Origin of the sequence: Haloactinopolyspora alba (assembly GCF_003014555.1) — a bacterium.
Lineage (GTDB): Bacteria > Actinomycetota > Actinomycetes > Jiangellales > Jiangellaceae > Haloactinopolyspora > Haloactinopolyspora alba.
The window spans coordinates 233,577-257,632 of sequence record NZ_PYGE01000006.1; the positions used below are offsets into that span (position 1 = coordinate 233,577).

The window sequence follows — 24,056 nt, forward strand, 5'->3', positions numbered from 1 at the left end:
TACCCGGGGTGGTCGAGCCTTGGCGCGATGGCCAGGCGGTGGTTCACTGGCCGAAGCCGCGCTCGCGGCGGTCGCGCCACCGCTGTTCCATGCGCTCCATGAACGAACCGTTGTTCTTCGGCCGCTTACGGGCCTTGGGCCGGCGCTGGCGACGGCTGGACCCGGGGCTGATGTCCGGAATGTCAGCGGCGGCCTCGCCGGCGGAGTCGCCCTGGGGAACCCGCCGCCAGGACGTCACCCCATACCACGACGAGCCGAGCATGACGACGAACCCGGCCACGCCGAGCGGGATCACCTGAGCCACCGCGCCGGTCATGAGCATGACGATGCCGACGACGAAGATCAACCCGGCTATGACGGCACGGCGCCGATACCGCCGTCGTAGATCCGCACCTCGCATCGCTGTCGCGAACTTGGGATCCTCAGCGAGGAGCGCCTGCTCCATTTGCTCGAGCAGCCGCTGCTCATGATCGGAGAGTGGCACCGTTCCCCTCCAATGAACACGGAACAACAAAGGCACCTGCTGTAAAGACCAGCATATGTCGACGGGGCCATGGACGAAAGCCGAGCACGCTCACCCGGGCACAGTTCTCGTGCCGTCGTCACCGCGGCGCGCCAGGACGTGCAACGCGGCGGCCACGGCGCGAAACGCCGGCTCCCGAACGGCCGCCGCCTCGAGTTCGGCCAGCGCAGCGGCCTCTCCCGGGTCCTCGACCACGCTGCCGGCCACCAGGTCCGTCAGCACCCGAACACCGTGGACCTCGACGACGTCCAGGCCGGCGTCGTCCATCAGCGTCGCCAGGCCGATCTCGTCGAATCGGCGCGGCAACGGGTCGGACAGGCCCCACCGTCCGTGTGCGTCGTCGATCAGCCGCCGGGCGTCCGCGAAGTGCCCGGCCAGCGCCTTCGCGATGACCGCGGCGTGCCGCTGTGCCGCCACCACGCTGCACGCACCGCCACGCCGCAAGCAGGTGGCGACGTCGGCCAGTGCCGTCCGCGGCTCGTCCACGACCTCGAGGACACCGTGGCACAGCACGAGGTCGGCACTGTCACCGTCGATCACGGTCAGCAACCCGGCCGCGTCGGCCTGCACCCCGCGCACCGCCTCCGCCACTCCCGCGTCGGCGGCGCGGCGTTCGAGCGTGGCCAGCGCGTTCGGACTCGGATCGACCACAGTGACCCGATGGCCCAGCTCCGCCAGCGGCACGGCGAACGTCCCGCTGCCGCCGCCGAGGTCGACGACGTCGAGGCTACGGCCCCCGGTGACCTCCGCCAGCCGTGTGAGCTCGACGCCCAGCTGCTGCCAGATCATCTCGGTGCGCGGGTGGCGGCGCGCGTGATCGGTCATCATCGCCCTGACCTCGTCCTGCCGACGTTCACGACCGGCTCGACCGTTCCCAGATGTTCAGCCCCGCTTCGACCGCGTATCCGTCGATCTCGGCGAGCTCGTCGTCGGTGAACTCGAGCCGCTCCAACGCGCCGAGGCTGTCCTGCAACTGCTCGACGGTACGCGCCCCGATCAGCACCGACGTCACCCGCGCGTCACGCAGCGCCCAGGACAGCGCCAGCTGCGCCAGCGACTGCCCGCGACGGGAGGCGATCTGGTTCAGCGCACGGACCCTGGTCGTGACCTCGTCGGTGATCAGCGACGGCGCGAACGACCCGCCCTGCGCCGCACGCGAGTCCTGCGGGACACCGTTCAGGTACTTCCCGGTCAGCAGGCCCTGCGCGAGCGGCGAGAAGGCGATGACCCCGAGACCGTGATCGGCCGTGGTTTCCAGCAGGTCCGGCTCGATCCACCGGTTGAACATCGAGTACGACGGCTGGTGAATCGCCAGTGGGGTTCCCAGCTCGCGCATGATCCGCACGGCCTGTGCGGTGCGCTCGGCGGAGTACGAGGAGATGCCGGCGTACAGGGCACGACCGGAGCGCACCGCCGTGTCCAGGGCGCCCATCGTCTCTTCGAGCGGCGTGTCGGGGTCGACGCGGTGCGAGTAGAAGATGTCGACGTAGTCGAGGCCCATCCGCTCGAGCGACTCGTCCAGGCTCGCGAGGAGGTACTTGCGCGAACCCCAGTCGCCGTACGGTCCCGGCCACATGTCGTATCCCGCCTTCGTCGAGATGACGAGCTCGTTGCGGTACGGACGCAGATCCTCGGCGAAGATCCGGCCGAAGTTCTTCTCCGCCGACCCCGGAGGCGGACCGTAGTTGTTGGCCAGGTCGATGTGCGTGATGCCGCGGTCGATGGCGGTGCGGACGATCTCACGCTGGGTCGCCAGCGGCGTGGTGTCGCCGAAGTTCTGCCACAGGCCCAGCGACACGGCCGGCAGGTGCAGCCCCGTGGCGCCGATGCGGCGATAGTCCATCGTGTCGTAGCGCTGTTCGTCGGCCCGGTACGGCGCGTTCTGGTGGAGGTTCTTCGTCGGACGGTCTGCCATACGTGCGAACCTACCGGTTGTGCCCCGCTCGCGTACCAACACCCGGCCCCGCCCCGCGGACTACGCGGGCCGGCACCGGATCGACTCCGGCGAGGCCGAGCTCGTCGCCGACCGTGACGATCCGGGCGGCTGGTCGGTGCTGGTCAACGGTGCTCCGAGCTCGTACGTCCACCTCGACGACCCCACCCGCCTCGACTACGAGTACATGCAGTGGACCGGGCACGTCCTGGACGCGATCGGCGAAGCCGGAACGCCGGTACGGGCCGTCCACGTCGGCGGCGCCGCCTGCACGCTCGCCCGGTACGTCGCGGCTACGCGACCCGGGAGCAGGCAGACCGTCTTCGAGGTGGACGCGGCGCTGGTGACACTGATGCGACAGGCGTTCGCACTGCGTTCGGTGCCAGGGCTGCGCCTGCGCACCGGCGACGGCTTGCAGGGCCTGGCCGGGCTCGACGACGGTGGCGCCGACGTCGTCGTCCGGGACGCGTTCGACGGTGCCCGGGTGCCGCGGCATCTCACGACCGTGCGGTTCCATGCCGAAGTGGCCCGTGTCCTGACCGAGGACGGCGTGTACGTGGGCAACGTCGCGGACACCTCGGACGTACGCGAGTCCCGGGCCGAGGCGGCGGCCGCGGCGGCCGTGTTCGAGCAGGTCGCCCTGGTCGCGGAGCCCGGGCAGCTGCGCGGGCGCCGCTACGGCAACGTCGTCATCGTCGCCTCGCGCGCTCCCCTGCCCGAGGACGTGCTGGTCCGCCGCCTCGCCGGGGGTGCCGTCCGTGCCCGTTACGTCCCCCCGGATCGGGTCCGCGAACTCATCGCCGGGGTCCACCCCACCCCCGACCCGCCTGCGGAATGACCACGTTCACCATGGAATTCCATGCGTCACCACCCCTGCAGGCCTGGTGACGCAGGTACAAGCCTGGTGATGTGGCGACGCTCACCCGGAGCCGCCCATCGGACGTCACTTCAGGTGCGCCACCGCCTCCGGGCGAGCGGCGAGATACTCGCGCAACGTGACCGGGGCATGCCCGGCCAGGTCGTCGACGACGTCACTCACGACGTCCAGCTCGCCGGTCCCGATCGCGGCATACGACGTCACCCAGCCCTCGATCTCCCACGCCTCGGCGCCGCTGTCGGCGCGCGACGACCGGGCCTCGTCCATGCTCTCCGGCCGGTACACCACCTCACGCCCGGCGGCCTCGGACAACGCCTGCGCGGTCTCGTCGAGAGTCAGCGCCTCGCGGCCGGTGACGTCGTACGTCTGACCGTCGTGCACGTCATCGGTCAGGATCGCCGCCGCGACGTCAGCGATGTCGTCGCGGGCGACCCAGGCCACGCGACCGTCTCCCGCCGGTCCGCGGATCACACGGTCGGCGCCCGCCCAGGACGGCGCGAGGTCGAGGTACAGACTCGGCCGCAGGAACGTGAACGACACGCCGATCCCGCGGATGAACTCCTCGGTGTGCCAGTGGTCCCGGGCGAACGTGAAGGTCGCGTCGGACGCCGCTGCCAGGAACGAGGTGTAGACCACCCGGGACACACCCGCCGCGGCGGCCGCCCGCACCGCCGTGCGGTGCTGCTCGAGCCGGTCCGCCGCCTCGCTCGCCGACACGAGCAGCAGCGAGTCGACCCCGACGAGCGCAGCGCGCATCGCGTCGAAGTCGCCGTAGGCCGCCTCCTCGACGTCCGCGCCTTCGAGCTGCGGTGCCCGCGCCGCGTCGCGGACGACGAGGCGAAGGTCGTGCCGGTGCTCGGCCAGCCGCGCCGCCACCCGGCCGCCGAGGTGGCCGGTCGCTCCCGTGATCGCATACATGTGCCCATCGTCACCGACCCGATGGGTGTTGGCCACCGACTATGCCGAACCGCGGACGCATTGCTCCGCCGAGCAGGCGACGTTCGAGCGAACGTCGCCTGGTCAGGTGTTGTCGACAAGCACGCTTGCTCGTTCCCGGGGCATGCACGTCTCGAGATACATCCGCTGCCCTTCGACATACCGCCGCATCGACGGATCATCCGGGTCGGGAGACGTGCCGTCCCGCTCGGCCATGCGCCGCGCGGTCTCGGCGAAAGGCACGTCCAAGAAGATCGACCAGTCCCAACGGTCAACGAGCTGGTCTCTGTGCAGGAACATCCCCTCGACGATGACGACGCAGTCGGTCGGCATCTCCTCGACCGGGCCGTCAACAGGAGCATCCCGCCGGTGATCGAAGATCCGGCGGCGGACCCGACGGTCACCGTCGGGCCCGAGCGGATCCAAGACGTTCCGAACAAGACTGTCGAGATCGTAGGTGTCGCGGAAGAATCCCTCCGGGGAGTCCCGGCCGAGCGAGTAACGGGCGGCCCGCGGCGCCAGAAAGTCGTCTTCATGGACGACGAAGCACCGGCGTCCTGCACGCTCTACGGCGGCGGCGAGTTTCAGCGCGAAGGTCGTCTTTCCCGACCCATCCACACCGTCGACCGCCACCAGTCCGGGCCCGCTCAACACCGCGATGCTCTTCGCATACCGATCCAGCCGGTCCACGACCCGGACACTACCCGGGACGCGCCGGCGCAGCTTTCAGGTTTGGTCGGCTTCGCGCTGACTGGTTGTCGACCGGCCGCACCGAATCCGCGTTCTCCGATGCAACAGCCGCACATCCGACGCCTCCGTCGCACAGACATGCCGCCCGGGGCGCACGCACGAGAGGGGCTGTCGACCGTGGTCGACAGCCCCTCTCATCTGGGCCTTCTCATGCCGGCTCGGCGGAACCCGCTCTCAGCTGCAACCGCTGGTCGAGCCGCAGCCCTCGCAGACGTAGCAGCTTCCGGCCGGCCGCATCTTCGTGCCGCAGGTGAAGCAGAGCGGAGCGTCCGTGCTGGTGCCCTGGATCGCTTCGAGCAGCTCGGTCGACGTGTGTGCGTCCGACTGTGCGGGACGTTCCGTGGTCACCGGCTTCGGCGGTGCGGTGCCGTCGTCGGCCCTCGTCGTCTCCGTGCCACCGGCCGTGGCCGACTGTTGCTGCTCACCGTTGTCGTCGACCGGTGCGTACTCGCCGGTCTCGATCTGTTGCTTCCGCTCGGCCACCGTGTAGATGCCCAGCGCCGAGCGCTCCTCGAACGGCAGGTGGTCCAGCGCGAGCCGCCGGAAGATGTAGTCCACCACGCTCTGGGCCATCCGTACGTCCGGATCGTCGGTCATCCCCGACGGCTCGAAGCGCATGTTGGTGAACTTCTGGACGTACGTCTCGAGCGGCACACCGTGTTGCAGCGCGACCGACACGGCGATCGAGAACGCGTCCATGATGCCCGACAGCGTCGACCCCTGCTTGCCGAGCTTGAGGAACACCTCACCCAGTCCGTCGTCCGGGTAGGAACCCGCGGTCATGTACCCCTCGGCGCCGCCAACCGTGAACGACGTCGTCAGACTCGGACGGGACTTGGGCAGCCGCTTGCGGGTGGGGCGGTACTCGACGACGACTTCCTTGCTGTCCTGCGCCTTGGCGGTCTTGGAGGAGGCGTCCGACAGCGGCTGACCGACCTTGCAGTTGTCCCGGTAGACGGCCAGGGCCTTGAGCCCCAGCTTCCAACCCTGCAGGTAGACGTTCTCGATATCCTCGACCGTCGCCGCCTCCGGCATGTTGACGGTCTTGGAGATCGCGCCGGACAGGAACGGCTGGACCGCGGCCATCATGCGCACGTGGCCCATCGGCTGGATGGAGCGCGGCTGGCCGGCGGCGCAGTCGAACACCGAGTAGTGCTCCTGCCGAAGCCCCGGAGCGTCGACGACGTTGCCGTGCTCGGCGATGTACTCCACGATCGCCTCGATGGTCTCGCGCGCGTAGCCCAGCTTCTCCAGAGCCCGCGGAACCGTGTTGTTGACGATCTGCATCGACCCGCCGCCGACCAGCTTCTTGAATTTGACCAGCGAGAAGTCCGGCTCGATGCCGGTCGTGTCGCAGTCCATCATGAAGCCGATCGTCCCGGTTGGTGCGAGCAGCGACGCCTGTGCGTTGCGCCAGCCGTTCCGCTCGCCGATCCGGTTGCCCTGCGCCCAGACCTCCGTCGCGGCCTTGCGCACGTCCTCGTCCAGTGCGTGAACGGTCCGCAGGCTGTCGTTGGCGGCCGCGTGCTTGCGCATGACCCGCGCGTGAGCCTCGGCGTTGCGGGCGTAACCGTCGTACGGCCCGACGACGCCGGCCAGCTCCGCCGACCTCTTGTACGCCGCACCGGTCATCAGCGACGTGATGGCCGCCGACAGCGCCCGGCCGCCCTCCGAGTCGTAGGCGATCCCCGAGGCCATGAGCAGCGCACCGAGGTTGGCGTAGCCGATGCCGAGCTGGCGGTAGGCACGGGTGGTCTCGGTGATGGCGTCGGTCGGGAAGTCGGCGAAGCCGATCGAGATGTCCATGGCCGTGATGACCATCTCGACGGCCTTCGCGAAGGTCTCGCTGTCGAACCCGCCGTCGTCGCGCACGAACTTGAGCAGGTTCAGGCTGGCCAGGTTGCAGCTGGAGTTGTCCAGGCTCATGTACTCCGAGCACGGGTTCGACGCGGTGATGCGCCCCGTCTCGGGATTGGTGTGCCAGTCGTTGATCGTGTCGTCGTACTGCAGGCCGGGGTCGGCACACTGCCACGCCGCCTCGGCCATGCTGGTGAACAGCGAACGCGCGTCGACCGTGTCGAGCACCTCGCCGGTCAGGCGAGAGCGCAGGCCGAACTGTTCGCCCGCCTCGACCGCGCGCATGAACTCGTCGGAGACCCGCACCGAGTTGTTCGCGTTCTGGTACTGCACGGAGACGATGTCGCCGCCACCGAGGTCGACGTCGAACCCGGCGTCACGCAGCGCACGGATCTTGTGCTCTTCACGCGCCTTCGTCTGGACGAACTCCTCGATGTCCGGGTGGTCGACGTCCAGGACGACCATCTTCGCCGCCCGCCGGGTGGCACCGCCGGACTTGATGGTGCCGGCCGACGCGTCCGCACCTCGCATGAAGCTCACCGGCCCCGACGCGGTCCCGCCCGACGACAACAGCTCCTTGCTCGAACGGATGCGGGACAGGTTCAGCCCTGCGCCCGACCCGCCTTTGAAGATCATGCCCTCTTCGCGGTACCAGTTCAGGATCGAATCCATCGAGTCGTCGACGGACAGGATGAAGCAGGCCGAGACCTGCTGCGGCGCCGCCGTTCCGACGTTGAACCAGACCGGGGAGTTGAAGCTGAACACCTGGTGCAGCAGCATCCAGGTCAGCTCGTGCTCGAACACCTCCGCGTCGTCCGGCGTCGCGAAGTAGCCGTCGCGCTCACCCGCGTCGCGGTAGGTCTTGACCACCCGGTCGATCAGCTGCCGCAGGCTCCACTCCCGCGCGTCGGTGCCGACGGCTCCGCGGAAGTACTTCGTCGCCACGATGGTCGACGCGTTCAACGTCCAGGACTCGGGGAACTCCACGCCCTTCTGCTCGAAGACGGTCTCGCCGGTCTTCCAGTTCTGCTGGAACACGTCCCGCCGCTCCCAGGCCACCTCGTCATACGGGTGCACGCCAGGTGTCGTGAAGATCCGCTCGATGGTGAGTCCCCGTGCAGCCGCCTTGCCCTTCGACCGGCCGGCGCCCTTGCCACCGGATCCGCCTCGAGCCGGACCGCTCACCGTCTCTGTCATGAATTCTCCCTCGTCGTTCCCCCGCCCGGGAGGCCCGGGTGTTCGGCTCTACGTCCACTCCCACATCGCACCGGCCCGTGCCGACCGTGCATCCAGCTACGTCTCGGTCACCGTCAACGTGGAATCGGCGGCACGCTGCCCGCCTTTCGCGCCGGCGGAATCCGTGGTGTCCGGCGTTTCCCGCTGACGCAGCACCGCGATCTCGGCCTCGAAGTCCGCCAGGCTGTCGAAGTCGCGATAGACGCTCGCGAACCGCAGGTAGGCGACCTCGTCGAGGTCTCGCAACGGCGTCAGGATCGCCAGTCCGACTTCCTGGCTCGGGATCTCCGCACCCCCGGCGGCGCGGAACTGCTCCTCGACCCGCTGCGCGAGCCGGGCCAGGGCGTCCTCGCTGACTCCCCGTCCCTGGCATGCGCGGCGCACTCCCGCGATGACCTTTTCTCTGCTGAACGGCTCCGTCGCGCCGGAGCGCTTCACAACCGCCAGCGTCAACTGCTCCACGGTGGTGAATCGGCGGTCGCACGCCAGACACTGCCGCCGCCGGCGGATGACGGTGCCCTCGTCGGCGGTGCGGCTGTCGACGACCCGGCTGTCAGCGTGACGACAGAACGGACAGTGCACCGCGCATCTCCCCCTTTCGCGGCTCTGTGGACGACCTGGGGACAACCTGTGCACCCTCGACCACAACCTGTGGACGGCTTACAGCCATGTAACTACTAGATATAGGGGTAGCGTACGTCGCCACATCTCGAATATCAACCAACTTCGCGACAGCAGCGAGGCGGCGCGACATACCTGCAGGTCACCCGTCACGCCGGCAGCGGGCATCTCACGACCCCGGCGCGTCGGCTCGCGCCGGGTCGCGATCCGTCGATCGACGGGCTCACGGCACCGCCGGCAGGACGAGCCGATCCCCGGCGTGGATGTCACCCGCCGAGCGCAACTCGTTGAGCTCGACGATGGCCGTGACCACCTCGCGCGGATCGGCGCCGGGTGCGTACTCACCGGCGACCTCCCACAACGTGTCACCCGACCCGATGCGCACGGTCTCGCCGGCGGGTTCGACGGACGTCTCCGCCCACGGACGCGCGACGCCCAGCACCCCCGCAGCCACGAGAACGAGCCATGCGATCGCAAGCACCACCCGGCCGCGACGGGTGAGTCGCGCGCCATGCACCGTCGGCGGCGCGGAGCCGCCGCACTCCACCGGCAACGGCACGCCCGACGGGCGCCGCCGCGCGCCGGTACGCACTTGTGTCCGCACCGGCGCGGATCGCACCACCACACGAGCGTTCGTCTGCTCCGTCGGCTCGTACATCGTCGTCGCCATGCCCGACCCTCCTGTCAGCTATCCGCACAACAGTTCGATAGAACGGCTGTACGAAAAGTTGTACACCTGGGGTCCGACAAAGTCGAGACACCTTCGAACAGATGTTTGATCGTGTCGCATGGACAGACTAGTCTGTGTCATGTCCGTCGACCGTGTGCGGCGTTTTCGAACGCCGCGCCAGCCGGCGGGTCGTCCGCAGGTTCCCCTGAGCTGGAGGTGGCGTGGTGGCCATGCAAGGTGACAACGACAGCGACGCTGAAACCGAAGGCGCGTCGGTGCACTCGTTCCCCGAGACCCATGTGCATCCGGCCGACCTCACGGTCCGGCAACGCAAGGTGCTCGAGGTCATCCGCAACGCCGTGGGCCACCGCGGGTATCCGCCGAGCATGCGCGAGATCGGCCAGGCGGCCGGGCTGTCGAGCCCTTCCAGCGTGGCGCACCAGCTCAGTGTGCTCGAGGCGAAGGGTTACATCCGGCGCGATCCGCACCGTCCGCGCGCGCTCGAGGTCCTGCCTCCCGGGACGGCGCCCGGCGACGCCACGCACGAACCCGAGCCGCAGGCCCAGCCCCGGCCCGAGCCGTCGTACGTTCCGCTGGTGGGCCGCATCGCCGCGGGCGGTCCCGTGCTCGCCGAGCAGGCGGTCGAGGACGTGTTCCCGCTCCCCCGCGAACTCGTCGGCGAAGGCACGCTGTTCATGCTCCGTGTCGCCGGGGACTCCATGGTCGACGCCGCCATCTGCGACGGCGACTGGGTGGTGGTCCGGCAGCAACCGGTCGCCGAGAACGGCGAGATCATCGCCGCCATGATCGACAACGAAGCCACGGTCAAGACGTACCGCCGACGCGACGGGCACGTGTGGCTGCTACCGCACAACGAAGCCTACGAGCCCATTCCGGGCGACGACGCCGTCGTCCTCGGCAGGGTCGTGGCCGTCATGCGACGCATCTGAGCGGCGCGCCCGGCTCAGCCGGAACCGACTCGGCCGGGTGCCGGGCTGCGTCAGTCGTCCTTCGCGTCTGCCGCAGCCAGCCGTTGCAGCGCGCCGTTCACGACCTCCCGGTCGGTGGTGAACCACATGGGTGGCAACGACGCGCGCAGGTACCCGGAGTAACGAGCGGTCACCAGCCGCGGGTCGAGCACCGCCACCACGCCACGGTCGCTCGACCGGCGGATGAGCCGCCCCGACCCCTGCGCCAGCAACAGCGCCGCATGGTTCGCCGCCACCGTCATGAAGCCGTTACCACCAGACTCCTCGACCGCACGCTGGCGCGCCGAGCTCAGCGGCTCGTCCGGGCGCGGGAACGGCAGCCGGTCGATCACCACCAGTTGACACGACCCGCCAGGCACGTCCACGCCCTGCCACAGCGACAGCGTGCCGAACAGGCACGTCCGCTCATCGGCCGAGAACTCGCGCAGCAGCGTGGCCACGACGTCCTCTCCCTGGCACAGCACCGGCGTGTCCGGCAGCCGCTGTCGTACGGCTTCGGCAGCTTCCACCGCCGCGCGCCGCGACGAGAACAAGCCCAGGGTCCGCCCGCCGGCGGCCTGCATCAGCTCCACCAGCGCGTCGACGGCCTGTGGGCGCAGACCGTCGCGTCCGGGCGTCGGCAGGTCGCGGGCGACGTACAGGATCGCCTGCTTGCCGTAGTCGAACGGCGAGCCGACGTCCAGCGAGCGCCATGCCGGTGCGTCCTCTCCGAGCAGGCCGAACGACCCCGCCGCGGCGTCGAACGATCCGCCCAGCTCGAGCGTCGCCGACGTCGCCACCACGGTCGTCTCACCGAACAGACGCTCACGGAGCAGGCCCGCCACCGACAGCGGGGCCACCCGTACGATCCGCCCCCCACGTTCACGGTCCTCGGTCCAGATCACGTCGGATCCGCTGTTCGCGGCCATCCGCTCGGCGGTACCGAACACGTCGTCGGCCATCGTCTTCGCCGCCCGCCGCGCCGCCTCGGCGTCGGCCGAGCGCTCCTCGCGTGAGGTCGCGGCGAACCCCGACTGCACCGCGCGTGCCGCGTCCCGCAGGTCGACGACCGCGCCCGCCAACCGTTCCGGGAGCGCGTCCAGCCGACCCTCCGGCGCCTCCGCCAGCGCCTGGCGGAGCCGTTCACCGGCGGTACGCAGCTCGTCGGCGTCACCGTCGTCGACGTGGGAGCGGACCCGGACCGCGGTCCGGTCCACCACGCCCGGCCACAGGTCCGCGGTCGCCACGCTGGTGACCCGCGCCGCCAGCTCGTGCCCCTCGTCCACGACCACGACGCGATGCTCCGGCAGAACGGGCACGCCCTCCAGCGCGTCGATGGCCAGCAGCGCGTGGTTCGTCACGACGACGTCGGCCTCGTCGGCGCGCGCTCGGGCCACTTCGGCGAAGCACTCCTGCCCGTACGGGCACCGGCTCGCGCCCAGGCATTCCCGTGCGTCGACGGAGACCTGCGCCCACGCGCGGTCGCTCACGCCAGGGTCCAGCCGGTCGCGGTCGCCGCTGCCGCCCGTCGATGCCTGTTCCTCCGCCCAGTCGCGCGCGCGGATGACGTCAGCACCGAGGCTGCCCGGCGACGCCTCGTCGGCGGCGACGAGCTCGCCCTGCTCGTCGGGGGCGCCGTCGCGCACCCGGTGCAGGCACGCGTAGTTCGCCCTCCCCTTGAGCGTGGCCCACCGCGGGCGTCGGCCCAGCAGCGGCTCGGCGGCATCGGCCAGGGCCGGCAGGTCGCGGTCCACCAGTTGCGCCTGAAGTGCCAGCGTGGCCGTCGCGACGATGACGGGGGTGTTGCTGGCGTCCGCGTGCAGCAACGCGGGCACCAGGTAGGCCAGCGACTTTCCGGTGCCGGTCCCCGCCTGCACCAGCAGGTGCTCGCCGGCATCGACGGCGTGGCCGACCGCTTCGGCCATCTCCACCTGGCCCGCACGCTGGGAACCTCCGACCGAGGTGACAGCGGCGGCCAGGAGCTTGTCGACGCTCACGTTGGCCTCAGTCACCCGTGTGACGGTACACGCTCGCGACGGCGCCGATGATCGTATCCACCCTCCCTTTCACGCCAGAGCCGCCACGTCACTAGGCCTGTGCACGCGTCACGAGGCCTGCAGGGGTGGTGACGCATGGAATTCCATGCGGGACGTGATCATTCCGGAGCGAGAGCGGGGGCGCGGGCAGGTCGGGTTCGCGCGTCGTGATGGAATGCAGCGGTATGACCTACGACGCGGTGCCGCTGATTCCCCGTGACGTCCTGTTCGGCAACCCGGACCGGATCTCTCCCACGCTCTCGCCGGACGGTACGCGGATCGGCTATGTCGCTCCCGAGGACGGCGTCCTCAACGTCTGGGTCGGCCCGGCCGACGATCCGTCTGCGGCACGGCCCGTCACGCACGACCGCGGCCGCGGCATCCGCATGTTCATGTTCTGCCACGACGACCGCACGCTGGTGTACCTGCAGGACACCGACGGCGACGAGGACTGGCGCATGTACGCGCTGGACCTGCGCACCGGTGAGGCCGCGCTCGTCACCCCGCAGACGGGCGTCACCGCCGGCATCCTGGAGCACAACCACTGGCACCCCACGACGATGCTGGTGGCGTTGAACGCCGACAACCCGGCGCTGCACGACATCTACCGCCTCGACCTCGAGACCCGCGAGCTGACCAAGGTCGAGACCAACCCCGGCTACGCCGGCTGGCTGGTCGACTCGGACCTGCGGGTCCGCGGCGGCGTGGCGATGACCGAGGACGGCGGCGCCGTGATCTACCGGCGCGGCGACGACGGCACCGACCACACCTGGTTCGACATCGGCGCCGACGACGTCGCCACGACCGACGTCGTCGGCTTCAGCCGTGACGGCTCCGCCGCCTACGTGCTGTCCAGCGTCGACGTCAACGCTGCCCGGCTGCTCCGCGTCGACCTCGCCACCGGCTCCGAGACCGTCCTGGCCGCCGATCCGTCGTACGACGTGGCCGGCGTGGCGATGCACCCCGAGACGCTCGAGCCGCAGGCCGTCACGTTCGTCAAGGAACGCAAGGAGTGGGTCTACCTCGACGAGTCGTTCGGCGCCGAGATCGACGAGCTGCGGTCCCGGCTGCACGGCGAGATCGGCCTGTCCCGCACGGTGCGTGACGACCGCACCTGGATGGTGCACGACATGCTCTCGGACGGCCCGGTCCGCTTCTACCGGTTCGACCGGGACTCGCGGACGCTGACGTACCTGTTCTCGCACCGGCCCGAGCTCGAGGAGTACGAGCTCGCCCCGATGGAGCCGTTCTCGTTCACCGCCCGCGACGGGCTGACCGTGCACGGATACCTGACGTTCCCGCGTGAGGCCGACCGCAGCGCCCTGCCGGCGGTGCTGAACGTGCACGGCGGCCCCTGGGCACGCGACACCTGGGGGTACAACCCGGAGGCACAGTGGTTCGCCAACCGCGGCTACGTCTGCGTGCAGGTCAACTTCCGCGGCTCCACCGGCTACGGCAAGGCGTTCGGCAACGCCGGCAACAAGCAGTGGGGCCGGACCATGCACACCGACCTGCTCGACGCCGTCGACCATCTCGTCGCGCTCGGGCACGTCGACCGTGACCGCGTCGGCATCTACGGCGGGTCGTACGGCGGTTACGCCGCGCTGGCCGGCGCCGCGTTCACGCCGGACGTGTTCCGCTGCGGCGTCGACCTCGTCGGGCCGTCCAACCTCCTCACCCTGCTGGCGTCGGTGCCGGAGTACTGGAAGCCGCAGATCGCGTTCATGCACAGCCGCGTCGGCAATCCGGACACCGAGGCGGACATGCTGTGGGAGCGTTCGCCGCTGTCGCAGGTCGACCAGATCCGGATACCGCTGCTGGTCGCCCAGGGCAAGAACGACCCGCGGGTGAAGGTCGCCGAAGCCGAGCAGATCGTGGCGGCGCTCGCCGACAAGGGCCTGGACCACGAGTACCTGCTGTTCGAGGACGAGGGTCACGGCCTGGCCAAGCCGGAGAACCGCGAACGCTTCTACGCCGCCGCCGAGTCGTTCCTCGCCGAGCACCTGGGTGGCCGGGTGCAGTAGCCCGGGACGATCACTCCCGCGCCGCGTAGGGGGCGAGGGCGGCGGCGAGGTCCTCGGGGACGTTCGCGCGCAGCCGGGTGCCGGCTGCCTCGTGGGTCAACGAGACGACCTCGCCGGCGGTGTGCACCCTGGAGACCAGTTCGCCGTGCTGGTACGGCACCAGCGCGTCCACCTCGACCGGCGGGTGCGGCAGCTCGCTCTCGACGATGGCACGCAGCTTGTCGACACCGTCGCCGGAACGCGCCGACACCGTGACGGCGTGCGGCTCGTGACGCAGCAGCCGCGCCAGCGCCATCGGATCGGCCGCATCGGCCTTGTTGACGGCGACGACCTCGGGGATGTCGCCCGCACCGATGTCGGCGAGCACCCCGCGGACCGCGCTGAGCTGTCCCTCGGGGTCGGGATGCGAGCCATCGACGACGTGCACCAGCACATCGGCCTCGGCGACCTCCTCGAGCGTCGAGCGGAACGACTCGACCAGCTCGTGCGGGAGGTGCCGGACGAACCCGACGGTGTCGGCCAGCGTGTAGACGCGTCCGTCGCCGGTCTGGGCACGGCGCACCGTGGGGTCGAGAGTCGCGAACAGCGCGTCCTCGACCAGGACTCCGGCGCCCGTGAGCCGATTGAGCAGCGACGATTTGCCGGCGTTGGTGTAGCCGACGATGGACACCGCCGGGACGGCGTGCCGGCGGCGGTCGGCCCGCTTGGTCTCGCGGGACTTGCGCATGCCGGCGAGGTCACGGCGCAGGCGGGACATCCGCGCGTGGATGCGCCGCCGGTCGGTCTCGAGCTTGGTCTCGCCGGGCCCGCGGGTGCCCACGCCGCCGCCGGCGCCCCCGGCACGGCCGCCGGCCTGCCGGGAGAGGCTGCCGCCCCACCCGCGCAGACGCTGGGACATGTACTCGAGCTGCGCCAGCTCGACCTGTGCCTTGCCCTCGCGGCTCTGCGCGTGCTGCGCGAAGATGTCGAGAATCACCATGGTCCGGTCGACGACCTTGATGCCGACCCGGTCCTCGAGGTTGCGCAGCTGGGACGCGGACAGCTCGCCGTCGCACACGACCGTGTCGGCCCCGGTGGTCAGCACCACGTCGCGCAGCTCGTCGACCTTGCCGGAACCGATGAACGTGGCCGGGTCGGGCTTCTGCCGACGCTGGATCAGCCCCTCGAGCACCTGCGAGCCCGCGGTGGACGTCAGGGCGGCCAGCTCGGCGAGCGAGGTCTCGGCGCCGTCGGCCGAACCGTCGGACCAGACGCCCACCAGGACCACGCGCTCAAGGCGCAGCCTCCGGTACTCGACCTCGGTGACGTCCTCGAGCTCGGTCGAAAGCCCTGCTACGCGGCGCAGGGAGTGCCGTTCGTCGAGTTCGAACTCGCCGGTGGTGCCGGCGTCGTTCTCCTCACCTCCGACCTCGACGTCCGGTGGCGCGACCGTGATGTCAGCGTAGGGATCGTACGTGGAGGTCGGACGTGGAGTGATGGTCATACACCTGCCTTGTCGGAGTGCGGGCGACGGTCGCCGCCCTCGTGACCGCCACGATCGCACGTCCCGCCGACAACGTCACCCGGGTTTCGCGGCCGTCGCGGTCTACTACCGACCGTAGCTCGCTCCGGTGGACGCGGCCCACCGCAGTCTGGCCGCGGCGCGCAGGGTCGCGGCCCGGCGCTCGGCCTTCCCGGACTCCCGCTCGCGCGCGCGGCGCGAGGCTTCTCGGAGTACGGCTTCGCGTCGTTGCATCTGCGTCATGCTCATGCACCGCCTCTCATCGGTGTACACACCCGTCGATGGGTGCCCACACTCGGCACGCAAGGCCCGCTCCCCGGCGATCAGGTTCGTTCGCGGCTCCCGACGTCGTACTCCCTACTACTGAAGAAGACGTCCATGATGACGCGCAGGATGCTGTGACTTACCTCACGATTCGGTATCGACCGTGCCGCGCACGCCCAGCACCGCCGGCCCGGTCAGCAGGAGCTCGCCGTCCGGGCGCTCGGTCACACTGAGCTGACCACCGGGAACGTCGACGGCGTAGGTCGATCCCGCGCCGACGCCGTCGCGGCGCATGGCCGCCCACGCCGCCGCGCAGACACCGGTGCCGCACGAGCGCGTCTCGCCCACCCCGCGCTCCCACACCCGCAGCGCGATGTGCCGGGGGCCGCGGTCGACGACGAACTCCACGTTGGCCGACTCCGGGAACACCGCCGCCGGACGCACCTGCGGAGGCTCGGTCAGCAGGCCGGCGGCCGCGACGTCGTCGACGAAGACGACGGCATGCGGGTTCGGGACCCACACCGGCGTGGCCGGCCAGGTGTTCCCGCCCACCGCGACGAACGACATCTGCCGGGTGGACGCGGGCTTGGCGTGGCCCATCTCGACGGTGAACGTGCCGTCGGGCTCCGCGTGCACGGTACGCACGCCACCTCGGGTCGCGATCGACAGCATCGGCCCGTCGGCCAGGCCCGACTCCCACAAGTAGCGCGCCATGACCCGCACGCCGTTGCCGCACATCTCGGCGACCGACCCGTCGGCGTTGCGGTAGTCCATGAACCACTCGACGTCGTCGAGGTCCTCGTGGCCCGGAACCCGGGCCGCCGGCACCACGCGGATCACCCCGTCCGCCCCGAGGCCGGCGTGCCGGTCGGCGATCCGGCGGGTGAACGCCTCGTCGAGTTGCTCACCCAGGGTCGCGTCCGTGTCCGGAATCAGGAGGAAGTCGTTCTGCGTCCCGTGCCCTTTGACGAATCGGATGCTCGTCGCTTCTGCACTCACGACGGTCGATGGTAGGACAGGGCGCGTTCGGGTAGGTCGGCGGCGTCGTACGGCAGCCACGCCACCCGCTCGTCCTTGCCGAACCAGGCGTGCTGGCGGCGCGCGAACCGGCGGGTGGCCTGCACGGTCCGCGCCTGGGCCTCCCGCTCCGAGCACTCGCCGGCCAGGTAGGCGAGCACCTGCGCGTAGCCCAGCGCGCGGCTGGCCGTGGGCCCCGACCGCAGTCCCGCTGCCTCGAGACGCCGCACCTCGTCCACCAGCCCCTGTTCCCACATCCGTTGCACCCTGGCGTCGATGCGCTGGTCCAGGACGTCCCTGGGCACGTCCAGGCCGATCTGCACGACGTGGCCGTAGACGTAGCGCCGCGGCGGCAGCGACGCGGTGAACGGCCGTCCGGTCAGCTCGATGACCTCCAGCGCCCGCACGACGCGCCGGGCGTTCGTGGGCAGGATCGCCGCCGCGGCCGCGGAGTCGACCTCGCGCAGCCGGGTGTGCATCGCCTCCACGCCGACCTCGGCGAGCTCGGACTCGAGTCGAGCGCGCACCTCGGGGTCGGTTCCCGGGAAGTCGAACTGGTCGAGCACCGCACGCACGTACAGTGCGCTTCCCCCGACGAGCACCGGGACGACGCCGCGGGCCCGGCAGTCCTCGATCGCCGCACGGGCGAGCCCCTGGAACTCCGCGACCGTCGACGGCCGGGTCACGTCGTACAGGTCGAGCAGGTGATGCGGCACGCCCCGGCGCTGCTGCGGCGTGAGCTTCGCGGTGCCGATGTCCATGCCGCGGTAGATCTGCATCGAATCGGCGTTGACGACCTCGCCGCCGAGCCGGACGGCCAGTTCGACCGCGAGGTCGCTCTTGCCCGCGGCCGTCGGGCCGACGACGGCGGTGACGGGAATCTCATGGCCGGCACTCACACCCGGCAGTCTCGCACCCGGGGGCCGCCGGCGGCGCGGTCAGGGCTGCTGACCCGGCTGCGCCAGCCCCGACTCGTAGGCCAGCACGACCAGCTGGACGCGGTCACGAGCGCCGGTCTTCGTCAGCGCACGTCCGATGTGCGTCTTGACCGTGGCCGGCGACAGGAACAGCCGCTGCGCGATCTCTTCGTTGGACAGCCCGACGGCCAGCAGGGCCGTCACCTCGCGCTCGCGCGTGGTCAGCTCGTCGAGTGCGTCGCCGCGCGCTCCCGGCCGCGACCGCGAGGCGTACTCCGCGACCAGCCTCCGGGTCGCCCCGGGGGACAGCAGCGCGTCACCGGCCGCCAGGACGCGTACCGCGCGCAGCAGCTCGTCCGGCTCGAGGTCCTTGGCGAGAAATCCGCTGGCGCCGGCGACGAGCGCGGCGAACACGTACTCGTCGATCTCGAACGTGGTCAGCATCGCCACCCTGGTCGCCGACAGCGCGGGGTCGGCGGTGATCTGCTCGGTGGCGCGGATGCCGTCGACGCCCGGCATCCGGATGTCCATCAGCACCACGTCGGGACGGTGCCGGCGCACCAGGTCGACCGCCTCCGCGCCGTCGCCGGCCTCGCCCACCACCTCGGTCCCGGGGTCGGAGGCGAGCAGCGCCGCGAACCCGGCCCGCACCAGGACCTGGTCGTCGGCCAGCGCCACCCGGACCGGGTTCGGTTCACCGGACACGCCCGTCACCGTCCACTCCGCTCCCCTGTCGGCCGCCGGCTCGACCGGCACCGCCCGCGCCCACGTCCGCCTCCCGGTCGTCGTCCGTTCCCGTGCGGGTCGCCGGTACCCACGCCCGCACCGCGCAGCCGCCGCCCGCCCGAGGGCCGACCGACAGCTCCCCACCCAGCACCTGCACCCGTTCGCGCATGCCCCGCATGCCGTTACCCGCCACCGGGGCGACGTCGACGCCGCTGCCACGGTCGAGGACGGCCAGGTCGAGCCGGTCTCCGGACCAGTCGAGCTCGATACGCACCGACGAGCTCCCGGAGTGCCGGATGGCGTTCGTGACCGCTTCCTGCACCACCCGGTACGCGGCGTGCGCGACCGTCGACGGCAACCGTGCCGGCGGGTCGGCGGCCAGCAGCCCGGACCGGGCCAGCTCGACGTCCAGCCCGGACGACTCCGCCTGCGCGGCCAGGTCGTCGAACGCGCGCATGTCCGGGGCCGGCAGCCGCGGCGGATCGGTGTCACCGCGCAGGACGCCGAGAGTCTGTTTCAGCTCGCCCAGCGCCTCCGCGCTGACCTGCCGGATGGTCCCGAGCGTGTCGAAGGCGCGGTCCACGTCGGAGCGCAGGTGCAGGGCGATGCCCGCCTGGACGTTGATCACCGAGATGCTGTGTGCGACGACGTCGTGCAGCTCGCGTGCGATGGCCAGCCGCTCGTCGCTGGCGCGCCGCCGTTGTTCCTCCAGGTGCTGGCGCCACTGTTCGGCCTGTCGCTCGCGGCGTGCCCGGCCGAACTCGGCGCCGAGCAGGACCACCAGCAGCCAGCCGACGTGCCCGCCCAGGAACCCCGCCGAGAGGACCGTGTCGGTGCCCAGCACCAGCTCCACCGCGACGTAGGCGGCCAGCCCGGCCGCGCCGAGCAGCCACGCCCACCGCCGTTCGCCGCGCCACACCGCGCTGACCATGCCGACGGCCATGGCCAGGAACGCCGGCCCCTCGTTCCCCAGCGCGAAGTACACGATCATCGGGACGATCGTCGCCACCAGCACGAGGCCGGGACCGCGGTCGCGCCAGAGCAGCGGCACCGCCGAGGCGACCAGCAGGGCGTAGGCCACGACGTCCAGCCCGGAGCCGTCCATCCGCGCGACCATCGTGCAGCCGGCCGCCTGGACGACGGCGGTGGCCGCGGCGACCAGCACGTTCTTGCGTTGCAACGCGTCAACCACCTCCGGCCGGCTGCCCGCTGCGGTCAGCGGATCTCGAAGTTCGCCATCATGGCCATGTCCTCGTGCTCGAGGTTGTGGCAGTGGAAAACGTATCGTCCCGGGTAGGCGTCGAACCGGACCAGGATCCGGGCCCGTTCACCCTCGACCAGGTCGATGGTGTCCTTCCAGCCCGCGTCGGTGGGTTTCGGGTCCTCCTCCTCGCGCGAGAGTACCTTGAACGGCACGACGTGCAGGTGTATCGGATGCGCCGGGTCGCTGTGCAGCTCCCAGATCTCGGTGGAGCCGGCGACGGGGTCGGCGTCCATCCGCTCCGGGTCGAACAGCTCGCCGTTGACCGTCCACATCTCGACGCCGTCGCGCTCTCCGGCCCGCTCGAAACTGAACGTCCTGGTGATCGTGGCGTCGGCCTCGTGCAGGCTCTCGAACTCGGCCATGTCGGCCAGCCGCTCGGGCACCCGTGCCGCGGCGCCGTCGCCCGGGCCGGTGACCCGGAACCGCAGCACCTGCTCGGTGGGCCCGTCGGCCAGCCGGTCCACCATCGTGATCTCGGTCCCCGGGGAATGCGCCGAGAAGTCGAGCAGGACGTCGAACCGTTCGGCCTGGGCGATCGGAATGCTGCGGTGGCGCACCGGCGCGCCCAGCAGACCGCCGTCGCTGCCGATCTGGACGAACGGCGCGTCGTTCTCGCCCTCGTCCTCGCCGTCGTCCCGGTCCAGCGCGAGCTCCATCCGCCGCGCGTTCGACGCGTTCAGGATGCGGAACCGGTACAGCGACGCGGACACGTCCAGCACCGGCCACGGGGCGCCGTTCACCAGCGTCACGTCGCCGAGGACGCCGTCCATGTACTCGTCGGTGACGCCGGGCTCGCCGGTCAACGACGGGTCGCGGGCCGGGTAGCGGAACGAGCCGTCCGCCGCGAACGAGCGGTCACAGATCATCAGCGCGACGTCGCGTTCGCCGGAGGGCAGTCCCAGCGCCTCCTCCTCGTCGTCGTGGACCAGGTGGAACCCGGCCAGCCCGCGCCACACGGCCGGTGCCGTGAAGTCCATCCGGTGGTCGTGGTACCAGAGGGTGGCGGCGCGCTGCTTCAGCGGATAGACGTAGTCGCGCACCCCGTGGCGCACGTCACCGACCATGTCCGCGTGGTGCCCGTAGGACCGCGCCGTCCCGCCGCCGGCCGGCAGCACGAGATCGATCGGATAGCCGTCGCTGTCGGCCGGCGTCCGGCCGCCGTGCAGGTGCGCCACCGTCGGGACCGGCAGCTCGTTGCGGTGCCGCACGACGGTGCGCCGCCCGGACCGGGACACCAGCGTCGGGCCAGGGAAGGTCCCTTCGTAGCCCCACACCCGCGTCGTCGTTCCGGGCACGATCTCCTGCTGCCCCACGCGCTGGACGATCTCGTAGTAGTCGGTCGTCTCGTCCTGGTGGCTCGGCGCGAGCACCGGCGGGGTCGGCAGCGGCACCCGGAACGGTTCCGGCAGCTCCAGCTCGCTTTCCAGCAGCACGCCGGTGACGCCGCCGACCTCGGACAGCGAGCAGCTCGCGGCCGGCGCCGCGACGAGCAGCCCGCCGGCCGCCTGCAGGAACCGCCGTCGCGAGAGCGTCACGCCACGGGTCCCGGCTGCTGCGGGCGGGTCCCGGCCAGGCGCGCGGTCAGCCCCATGATCGCCAGCCCGTTGAGAGCGTGCAGGCCTCCGAACCACGCGTCCGTGTCGTCGCCGAGCGTGGCCAGCACCATCTGCAGGACGGCGAGCACCGGAAGCAGCACCGCCAGCGCCGTCGCCGTCCGGCTCGGGCGCGCGACCAGCATAACGATCAGCAGCAGGATGCAGGCCGCGGCGATGGCGTAGCCCAGCGAGCGATGCGGGTCCAGGCTCGCGCCGAACGCGCCGAGGCCGGCGAAGACGAACTGCACCGCGATGGCGGCGAGGGTGGCGACGGCGAGTACCCGGAACACGGCGAGCGCCGTGCTGCGCACCCTGCCCGGGTGAGCCGCTGGGGCGGGGTCGGTCGTGGCGGTGTCACTCATGTGCTGCCTCTCTGCCTGGTCTCGGTGTTCACCAGGGCGAAGAGCGCCTCGACGGCCCGCGCGTGCTCCGGATGCCGCATGACCGGCCGGAGCACCAGGTCGTCCGCGAGCCCGCGCAGCTGCTGCGAGACCACGCCGAGCTCGTGCTCGCCGAGGTCCGGCCGGCGGCGGCGCAACCGGTCCAACTCCGCGTCGACGACCTCCGCGCAGCGCGCGTCCAGCGACGCGAGCACGTGCCGCGCCGTCACGAACGTCTCCGGATGAGTCGCCGCTCGTCCGGAGTCGTGCCGCCCCAGACGCCGTCGGCCTCGCCGACGCGCAGCGCCCAGTCCAGGCAGGCCCGGCGCACCGGGCAGCGGCCGCACACCTCGAGGGCGCGACGCTCCTGCTCCGTTCCGGGTCCGGCCGGACCGACCGGGAAGAACAGCTCCGGGTCGAGATCGCGGCACGCCGCGTCCTCGGCCCACCGACCGTGCAGCATCGAGGCCCCCTCTCGCCCGTGCGGCCGGGTCGGCCGCACGACTACGAGGCTCCCGTAACAGGACCGGGGCACGCGTCGTCCGGACGCCGTGCGTTCGGGTACGCCGATCGACGTAGTCGGCTACCCTCGCCGGCGTAGAGGGCGGGACGCGGGGGCGGTCAGGGACGCGAAACGGCCCGGCACGAGGGTGTGTGTCACCTCGCGCCGGGCCGTGGTCTCGCGTGCCGTGTCGCCGGTCAGGCCACCGCCGGAACCGGGACAGGGCTGTCGGCGAGCCCGAGCCGGTCGACGATCTCGCGTGTCGCGGTCGACCGGTTCAGGGTGTAGAAGTGCAGCCCGAGGACGTCCTCCGCGAGCAGCCGCTCGCAGATCTTCGTCACCGCGTCGATGCCCGCGGCCCGGAAGCCCTCGGGATCGTCCTCGAAGCGCTCCAGGCGGCGCAGCAACTCCGGCGGCGCGTCGACGCCGGACAGCTCGATCGACTTGGCCAGCGTCTTCTTCGTCGTCAGTGGCATGACGCCCGGAAGCATCGGGACGTCGCAGCCCCGGGCGGCCAGCCGGTCACGCAGCCGGAGAAAGTACTCCGGCTCGAAGAACAGCTGCGCCACCGCGAAGTGCGCGCCGGCACGGATCTTGCCGACCAGGTGCTCCGTGTCGGTCTCGAGATCCGGCGACCGCGGGTGCCCGTGCGGGAACGCCGCGACGCCGATGGTGAACTCTCCGCACGCCGAGACCATCTCGACCATCTCGTCGGCGTACATGATGCCCTCGGGGTGCGGAACCCACTCGCCCGCCGGGTCGCCGGGAGGGTCTCCCCGGATCACCAGGACGTTGCGGATGCCGTTCTCGGCGTACCACCCGACGACGTTGCGCAGCTCCGCCTTGGAGTGGCCCACCCCGGTCAGGTGGGCCACCGGGGCCAGCGTGGTCTCGTCGGCGATGCGCTTGGTCGTGCGGATGGTCCGCCCCCGGCTCGACCCGCCGGCGCCGTACGTCACCGACACGAACGCCGGATCGAGCGGCTCGAGCTGGCGCACCGCCTTCCACAGCGCCGCCTCGTCCGTGTCGTCGTCCCTCGGCGGGAAGAATTCCACGGAGAAGACCGGGCGACGTTCGTTCAGCCGTTCGACGACCGTGGACACCGTGACTCCTCCCTGCCGTTCGGGGACGCGACCTGCACGAGGATGCGATCAGTAGCGGTAGTGGTCCGGCTTGTACGGGCCCTCGACCGGGACGCCGAGGTACTCGGCCTGGTCCTTGCTCATCTCGGTCAGCTTGCCGCCCAGGGCCTCGAGGTGCACACGCGCGACCTTCTCGTCGAGGTGCTTCGGCAGCAGGTAGACCTGACGCTCGTACTCGCCGGGCTTGGTGAACAGCTCGATCTGCGCGATGGTCTGGTCGGAGAACGAGTTGGACATCACGAACGACGGGTGCCCCGTCGCGTTGCCCAGGTTCAGCAGCCGGCCCTCGGACAACACGATGATCGAGTGCCCGTCCG

At 71.0% G+C, this 24,056-nt stretch carries 24 protein-coding genes; 3 read left to right on the top strand and 21 right to left on the bottom strand.

Annotated features, from left to right (window positions below; genetic code table 11):
- Nucleotides 1–43: 43 nt before the first annotated feature.
- From CLV30_RS10990 to mgrA, 3 genes are all read right to left on the bottom strand, one after another.
- Entirely contained in the window at nucleotides 44–484 is a 441-nt protein-coding gene (locus CLV30_RS10990; RefSeq protein WP_106537233.1) for a DUF3040 domain-containing protein, read from the bottom strand.
- A gap of 90 nt (nucleotides 485–574) precedes the next feature.
- Nucleotides 575–1,348 (bottom strand): methyltransferase domain-containing protein, encoded by a 774-nt coding sequence (locus tag CLV30_RS10995; RefSeq protein WP_106537286.1) that lies wholly within the window; start codon nucleotides 1,346–1,348, stop codon nucleotides 575–577.
- Nucleotides 1,349–1,376: 28 nt separating this feature from the next.
- On the bottom strand, nucleotides 1,377–2,438 hold the full coding sequence (gene mgrA, locus CLV30_RS11000) for an L-glyceraldehyde 3-phosphate reductase (RefSeq protein WP_106537234.1): 1,062 nt from the start codon (nucleotides 2,436–2,438) through the stop codon (nucleotides 1,377–1,379).
- Between the two features lie 19 nt (nucleotides 2,439–2,457).
- Between mgrA and CLV30_RS11005 the strand changes: the two genes are divergently transcribed.
- Nucleotides 2,458–3,294 (top strand): spermidine synthase, encoded by an 837-nt coding sequence (locus CLV30_RS11005; RefSeq protein WP_106537235.1) that lies wholly within the window; start codon nucleotides 2,458–2,460, stop codon nucleotides 3,292–3,294.
- A 105-nt stretch (nucleotides 3,295–3,399) separates the two neighbouring features.
- On the opposite strand, the gene CLV30_RS11010 is transcribed toward CLV30_RS11005, so the two are convergent.
- The 5 genes from CLV30_RS11010 to CLV30_RS11030 form a co-directional block, all read right to left on the bottom strand.
- Nucleotides 3,400–4,251, bottom strand: a complete 852-nt coding sequence (locus CLV30_RS11010; protein ID WP_106537236.1) for an NmrA family NAD(P)-binding protein — start codon at nucleotides 4,249–4,251, stop codon at nucleotides 3,400–3,402.
- Nucleotides 4,252–4,353: 102 nt separating this feature from the next.
- The gene (locus CLV30_RS11015) at nucleotides 4,354–4,902 is read right to left on the bottom strand and encodes a nucleoside/nucleotide kinase family protein (protein WP_106537287.1); all 549 of its coding nucleotides are present in this window, start codon (nucleotides 4,900–4,902) and stop codon (nucleotides 4,354–4,356) included.
- A 291-nt stretch (nucleotides 4,903–5,193) separates the two neighbouring features.
- A complete protein-coding gene (locus tag CLV30_RS11020) occupies nucleotides 5,194–8,073 on the bottom strand; it encodes a vitamin B12-dependent ribonucleotide reductase (RefSeq protein ID WP_106537237.1) in 2,880 nt (959 codons plus the stop codon).
- Between the two features lie 96 nt (nucleotides 8,074–8,169).
- Nucleotides 8,170–8,694, bottom strand: a complete 525-nt coding sequence (nrdR, locus tag CLV30_RS11025; RefSeq protein ID WP_106537238.1) for a transcriptional regulator NrdR — start codon at nucleotides 8,692–8,694, stop codon at nucleotides 8,170–8,172.
- Between the two features lie 262 nt (nucleotides 8,695–8,956).
- Complete coding sequence (locus CLV30_RS11030; protein ID WP_106537239.1) at nucleotides 8,957–9,403, bottom strand: LysM peptidoglycan-binding domain-containing protein; 447 nt, start codon at nucleotides 9,401–9,403, stop codon at nucleotides 8,957–8,959.
- A 230-nt stretch (nucleotides 9,404–9,633) separates the two neighbouring features.
- Here CLV30_RS11030 and lexA point away from each other — a divergent pair, with 230 nt between their 5' ends.
- The gene (gene lexA / locus CLV30_RS11035) at nucleotides 9,634–10,353 is read left to right on the top strand and encodes a transcriptional repressor LexA (RefSeq protein WP_106537288.1); all 720 of its coding nucleotides are present in this window, start codon (nucleotides 9,634–9,636) and stop codon (nucleotides 10,351–10,353) included.
- A gap of 50 nt (nucleotides 10,354–10,403) precedes the next feature.
- On the opposite strand, the gene CLV30_RS11040 is transcribed toward lexA, so the two are convergent.
- Nucleotides 10,404–12,383 carry an ATP-dependent DNA helicase gene (locus CLV30_RS11040; protein ID WP_205740598.1) on the bottom strand — a complete coding sequence of 660 codons (1,980 nt, stop codon included), beginning with the start codon at nucleotides 12,381–12,383 and terminating at the stop codon, nucleotides 10,404–10,406.
- Between the two features lie 209 nt (nucleotides 12,384–12,592).
- Here CLV30_RS11040 and CLV30_RS11045 point away from each other — a divergent pair, with 209 nt between their 5' ends.
- Complete coding sequence (locus CLV30_RS11045) at nucleotides 12,593–14,431, top strand: S9 family peptidase (RefSeq protein ID WP_106537240.1); 1,839 nt, start codon at nucleotides 12,593–12,595, stop codon at nucleotides 14,429–14,431.
- Nucleotides 14,432–14,441: 10 nt separating this feature from the next.
- Here the strand turns inward: CLV30_RS11045 and hflX are convergent, their stop codons facing one another.
- The 12 genes from hflX to CLV30_RS11105 form a co-directional block, all read right to left on the bottom strand.
- Nucleotides 14,442–15,914, bottom strand: a complete 1,473-nt coding sequence (hflX, locus tag CLV30_RS11050; protein ID WP_106537241.1) for a GTPase HflX — start codon at nucleotides 15,912–15,914, stop codon at nucleotides 14,442–14,444.
- 105 nt (nucleotides 15,915–16,019) lie between these two features.
- Nucleotides 16,020–16,181 carry a hypothetical protein gene (locus CLV30_RS26435; RefSeq protein WP_165358512.1) on the bottom strand — a complete coding sequence of 54 codons (162 nt, stop codon included), beginning with the start codon at nucleotides 16,179–16,181 and terminating at the stop codon, nucleotides 16,020–16,022.
- A 159-nt stretch (nucleotides 16,182–16,340) separates the two neighbouring features.
- Nucleotides 16,341–17,195, bottom strand: a complete 855-nt coding sequence (gene dapF, locus CLV30_RS11060; RefSeq protein WP_106537243.1) for a diaminopimelate epimerase — start codon at nucleotides 17,193–17,195, stop codon at nucleotides 16,341–16,343.
- Nucleotides 17,192–18,112: a tRNA (adenosine(37)-N6)-dimethylallyltransferase MiaA gene (miaA, locus tag CLV30_RS11065; RefSeq protein WP_106537244.1), complete on the bottom strand. Its 921-nt coding sequence runs from the start codon at nucleotides 18,110–18,112 to the stop codon at nucleotides 17,192–17,194. The genes dapF and miaA overlap by 4 nt, the downstream gene beginning before the upstream one ends.
- A gap of 39 nt (nucleotides 18,113–18,151) precedes the next feature.
- On the bottom strand, nucleotides 18,152–18,835 hold the full coding sequence (locus CLV30_RS11070; protein ID WP_106537290.1) for a response regulator: 684 nt from the start codon (nucleotides 18,833–18,835) through the stop codon (nucleotides 18,152–18,154).
- Nucleotides 18,825–20,036, bottom strand: a complete 1,212-nt coding sequence (locus CLV30_RS11075; RefSeq protein WP_129710904.1) for a sensor histidine kinase — start codon at nucleotides 20,034–20,036, stop codon at nucleotides 18,825–18,827. Before CLV30_RS11075 ends, CLV30_RS11070 begins: the two co-directional genes overlap by 11 nt.
- Before the next feature lie 35 nt (nucleotides 20,037–20,071).
- Complete coding sequence (locus CLV30_RS11080; RefSeq protein ID WP_106537246.1) at nucleotides 20,072–21,655, bottom strand: multicopper oxidase family protein; 1,584 nt, start codon at nucleotides 21,653–21,655, stop codon at nucleotides 20,072–20,074.
- Nucleotides 21,652–22,077 carry a DUF6220 domain-containing protein gene (locus tag CLV30_RS11085; RefSeq protein ID WP_129710905.1) on the bottom strand — a complete coding sequence of 142 codons (426 nt, stop codon included), beginning with the start codon at nucleotides 22,075–22,077 and terminating at the stop codon, nucleotides 21,652–21,654. The genes CLV30_RS11080 and CLV30_RS11085 overlap by 4 nt, the downstream gene beginning before the upstream one ends.
- Nucleotides 22,074–22,325, bottom strand: a complete 252-nt coding sequence (locus tag CLV30_RS11090) for a hypothetical protein (RefSeq protein WP_106537248.1) — start codon at nucleotides 22,323–22,325, stop codon at nucleotides 22,074–22,076. The genes CLV30_RS11085 and CLV30_RS11090 overlap by 4 nt, the downstream gene beginning before the upstream one ends.
- A complete protein-coding gene (locus CLV30_RS11095) occupies nucleotides 22,322–22,558 on the bottom strand; it encodes a WhiB family transcriptional regulator (protein WP_106537249.1) in 237 nt (78 codons plus the stop codon). Before CLV30_RS11095 ends, CLV30_RS11090 begins: the two co-directional genes overlap by 4 nt.
- 236 nt (nucleotides 22,559–22,794) lie before the next feature.
- Nucleotides 22,795–23,700, bottom strand: coding sequence for a methylenetetrahydrofolate reductase (locus CLV30_RS11100; protein ID WP_106537250.1), 906 nt, complete (start codon nucleotides 23,698–23,700; stop codon nucleotides 22,795–22,797).
- 48 nt (nucleotides 23,701–23,748) lie between these two features.
- The coding region (locus CLV30_RS11105; RefSeq protein ID WP_146154793.1) for an adenosylhomocysteinase at nucleotides 23,749–24,056 on the bottom strand (308 nt) is incomplete at its 5' end.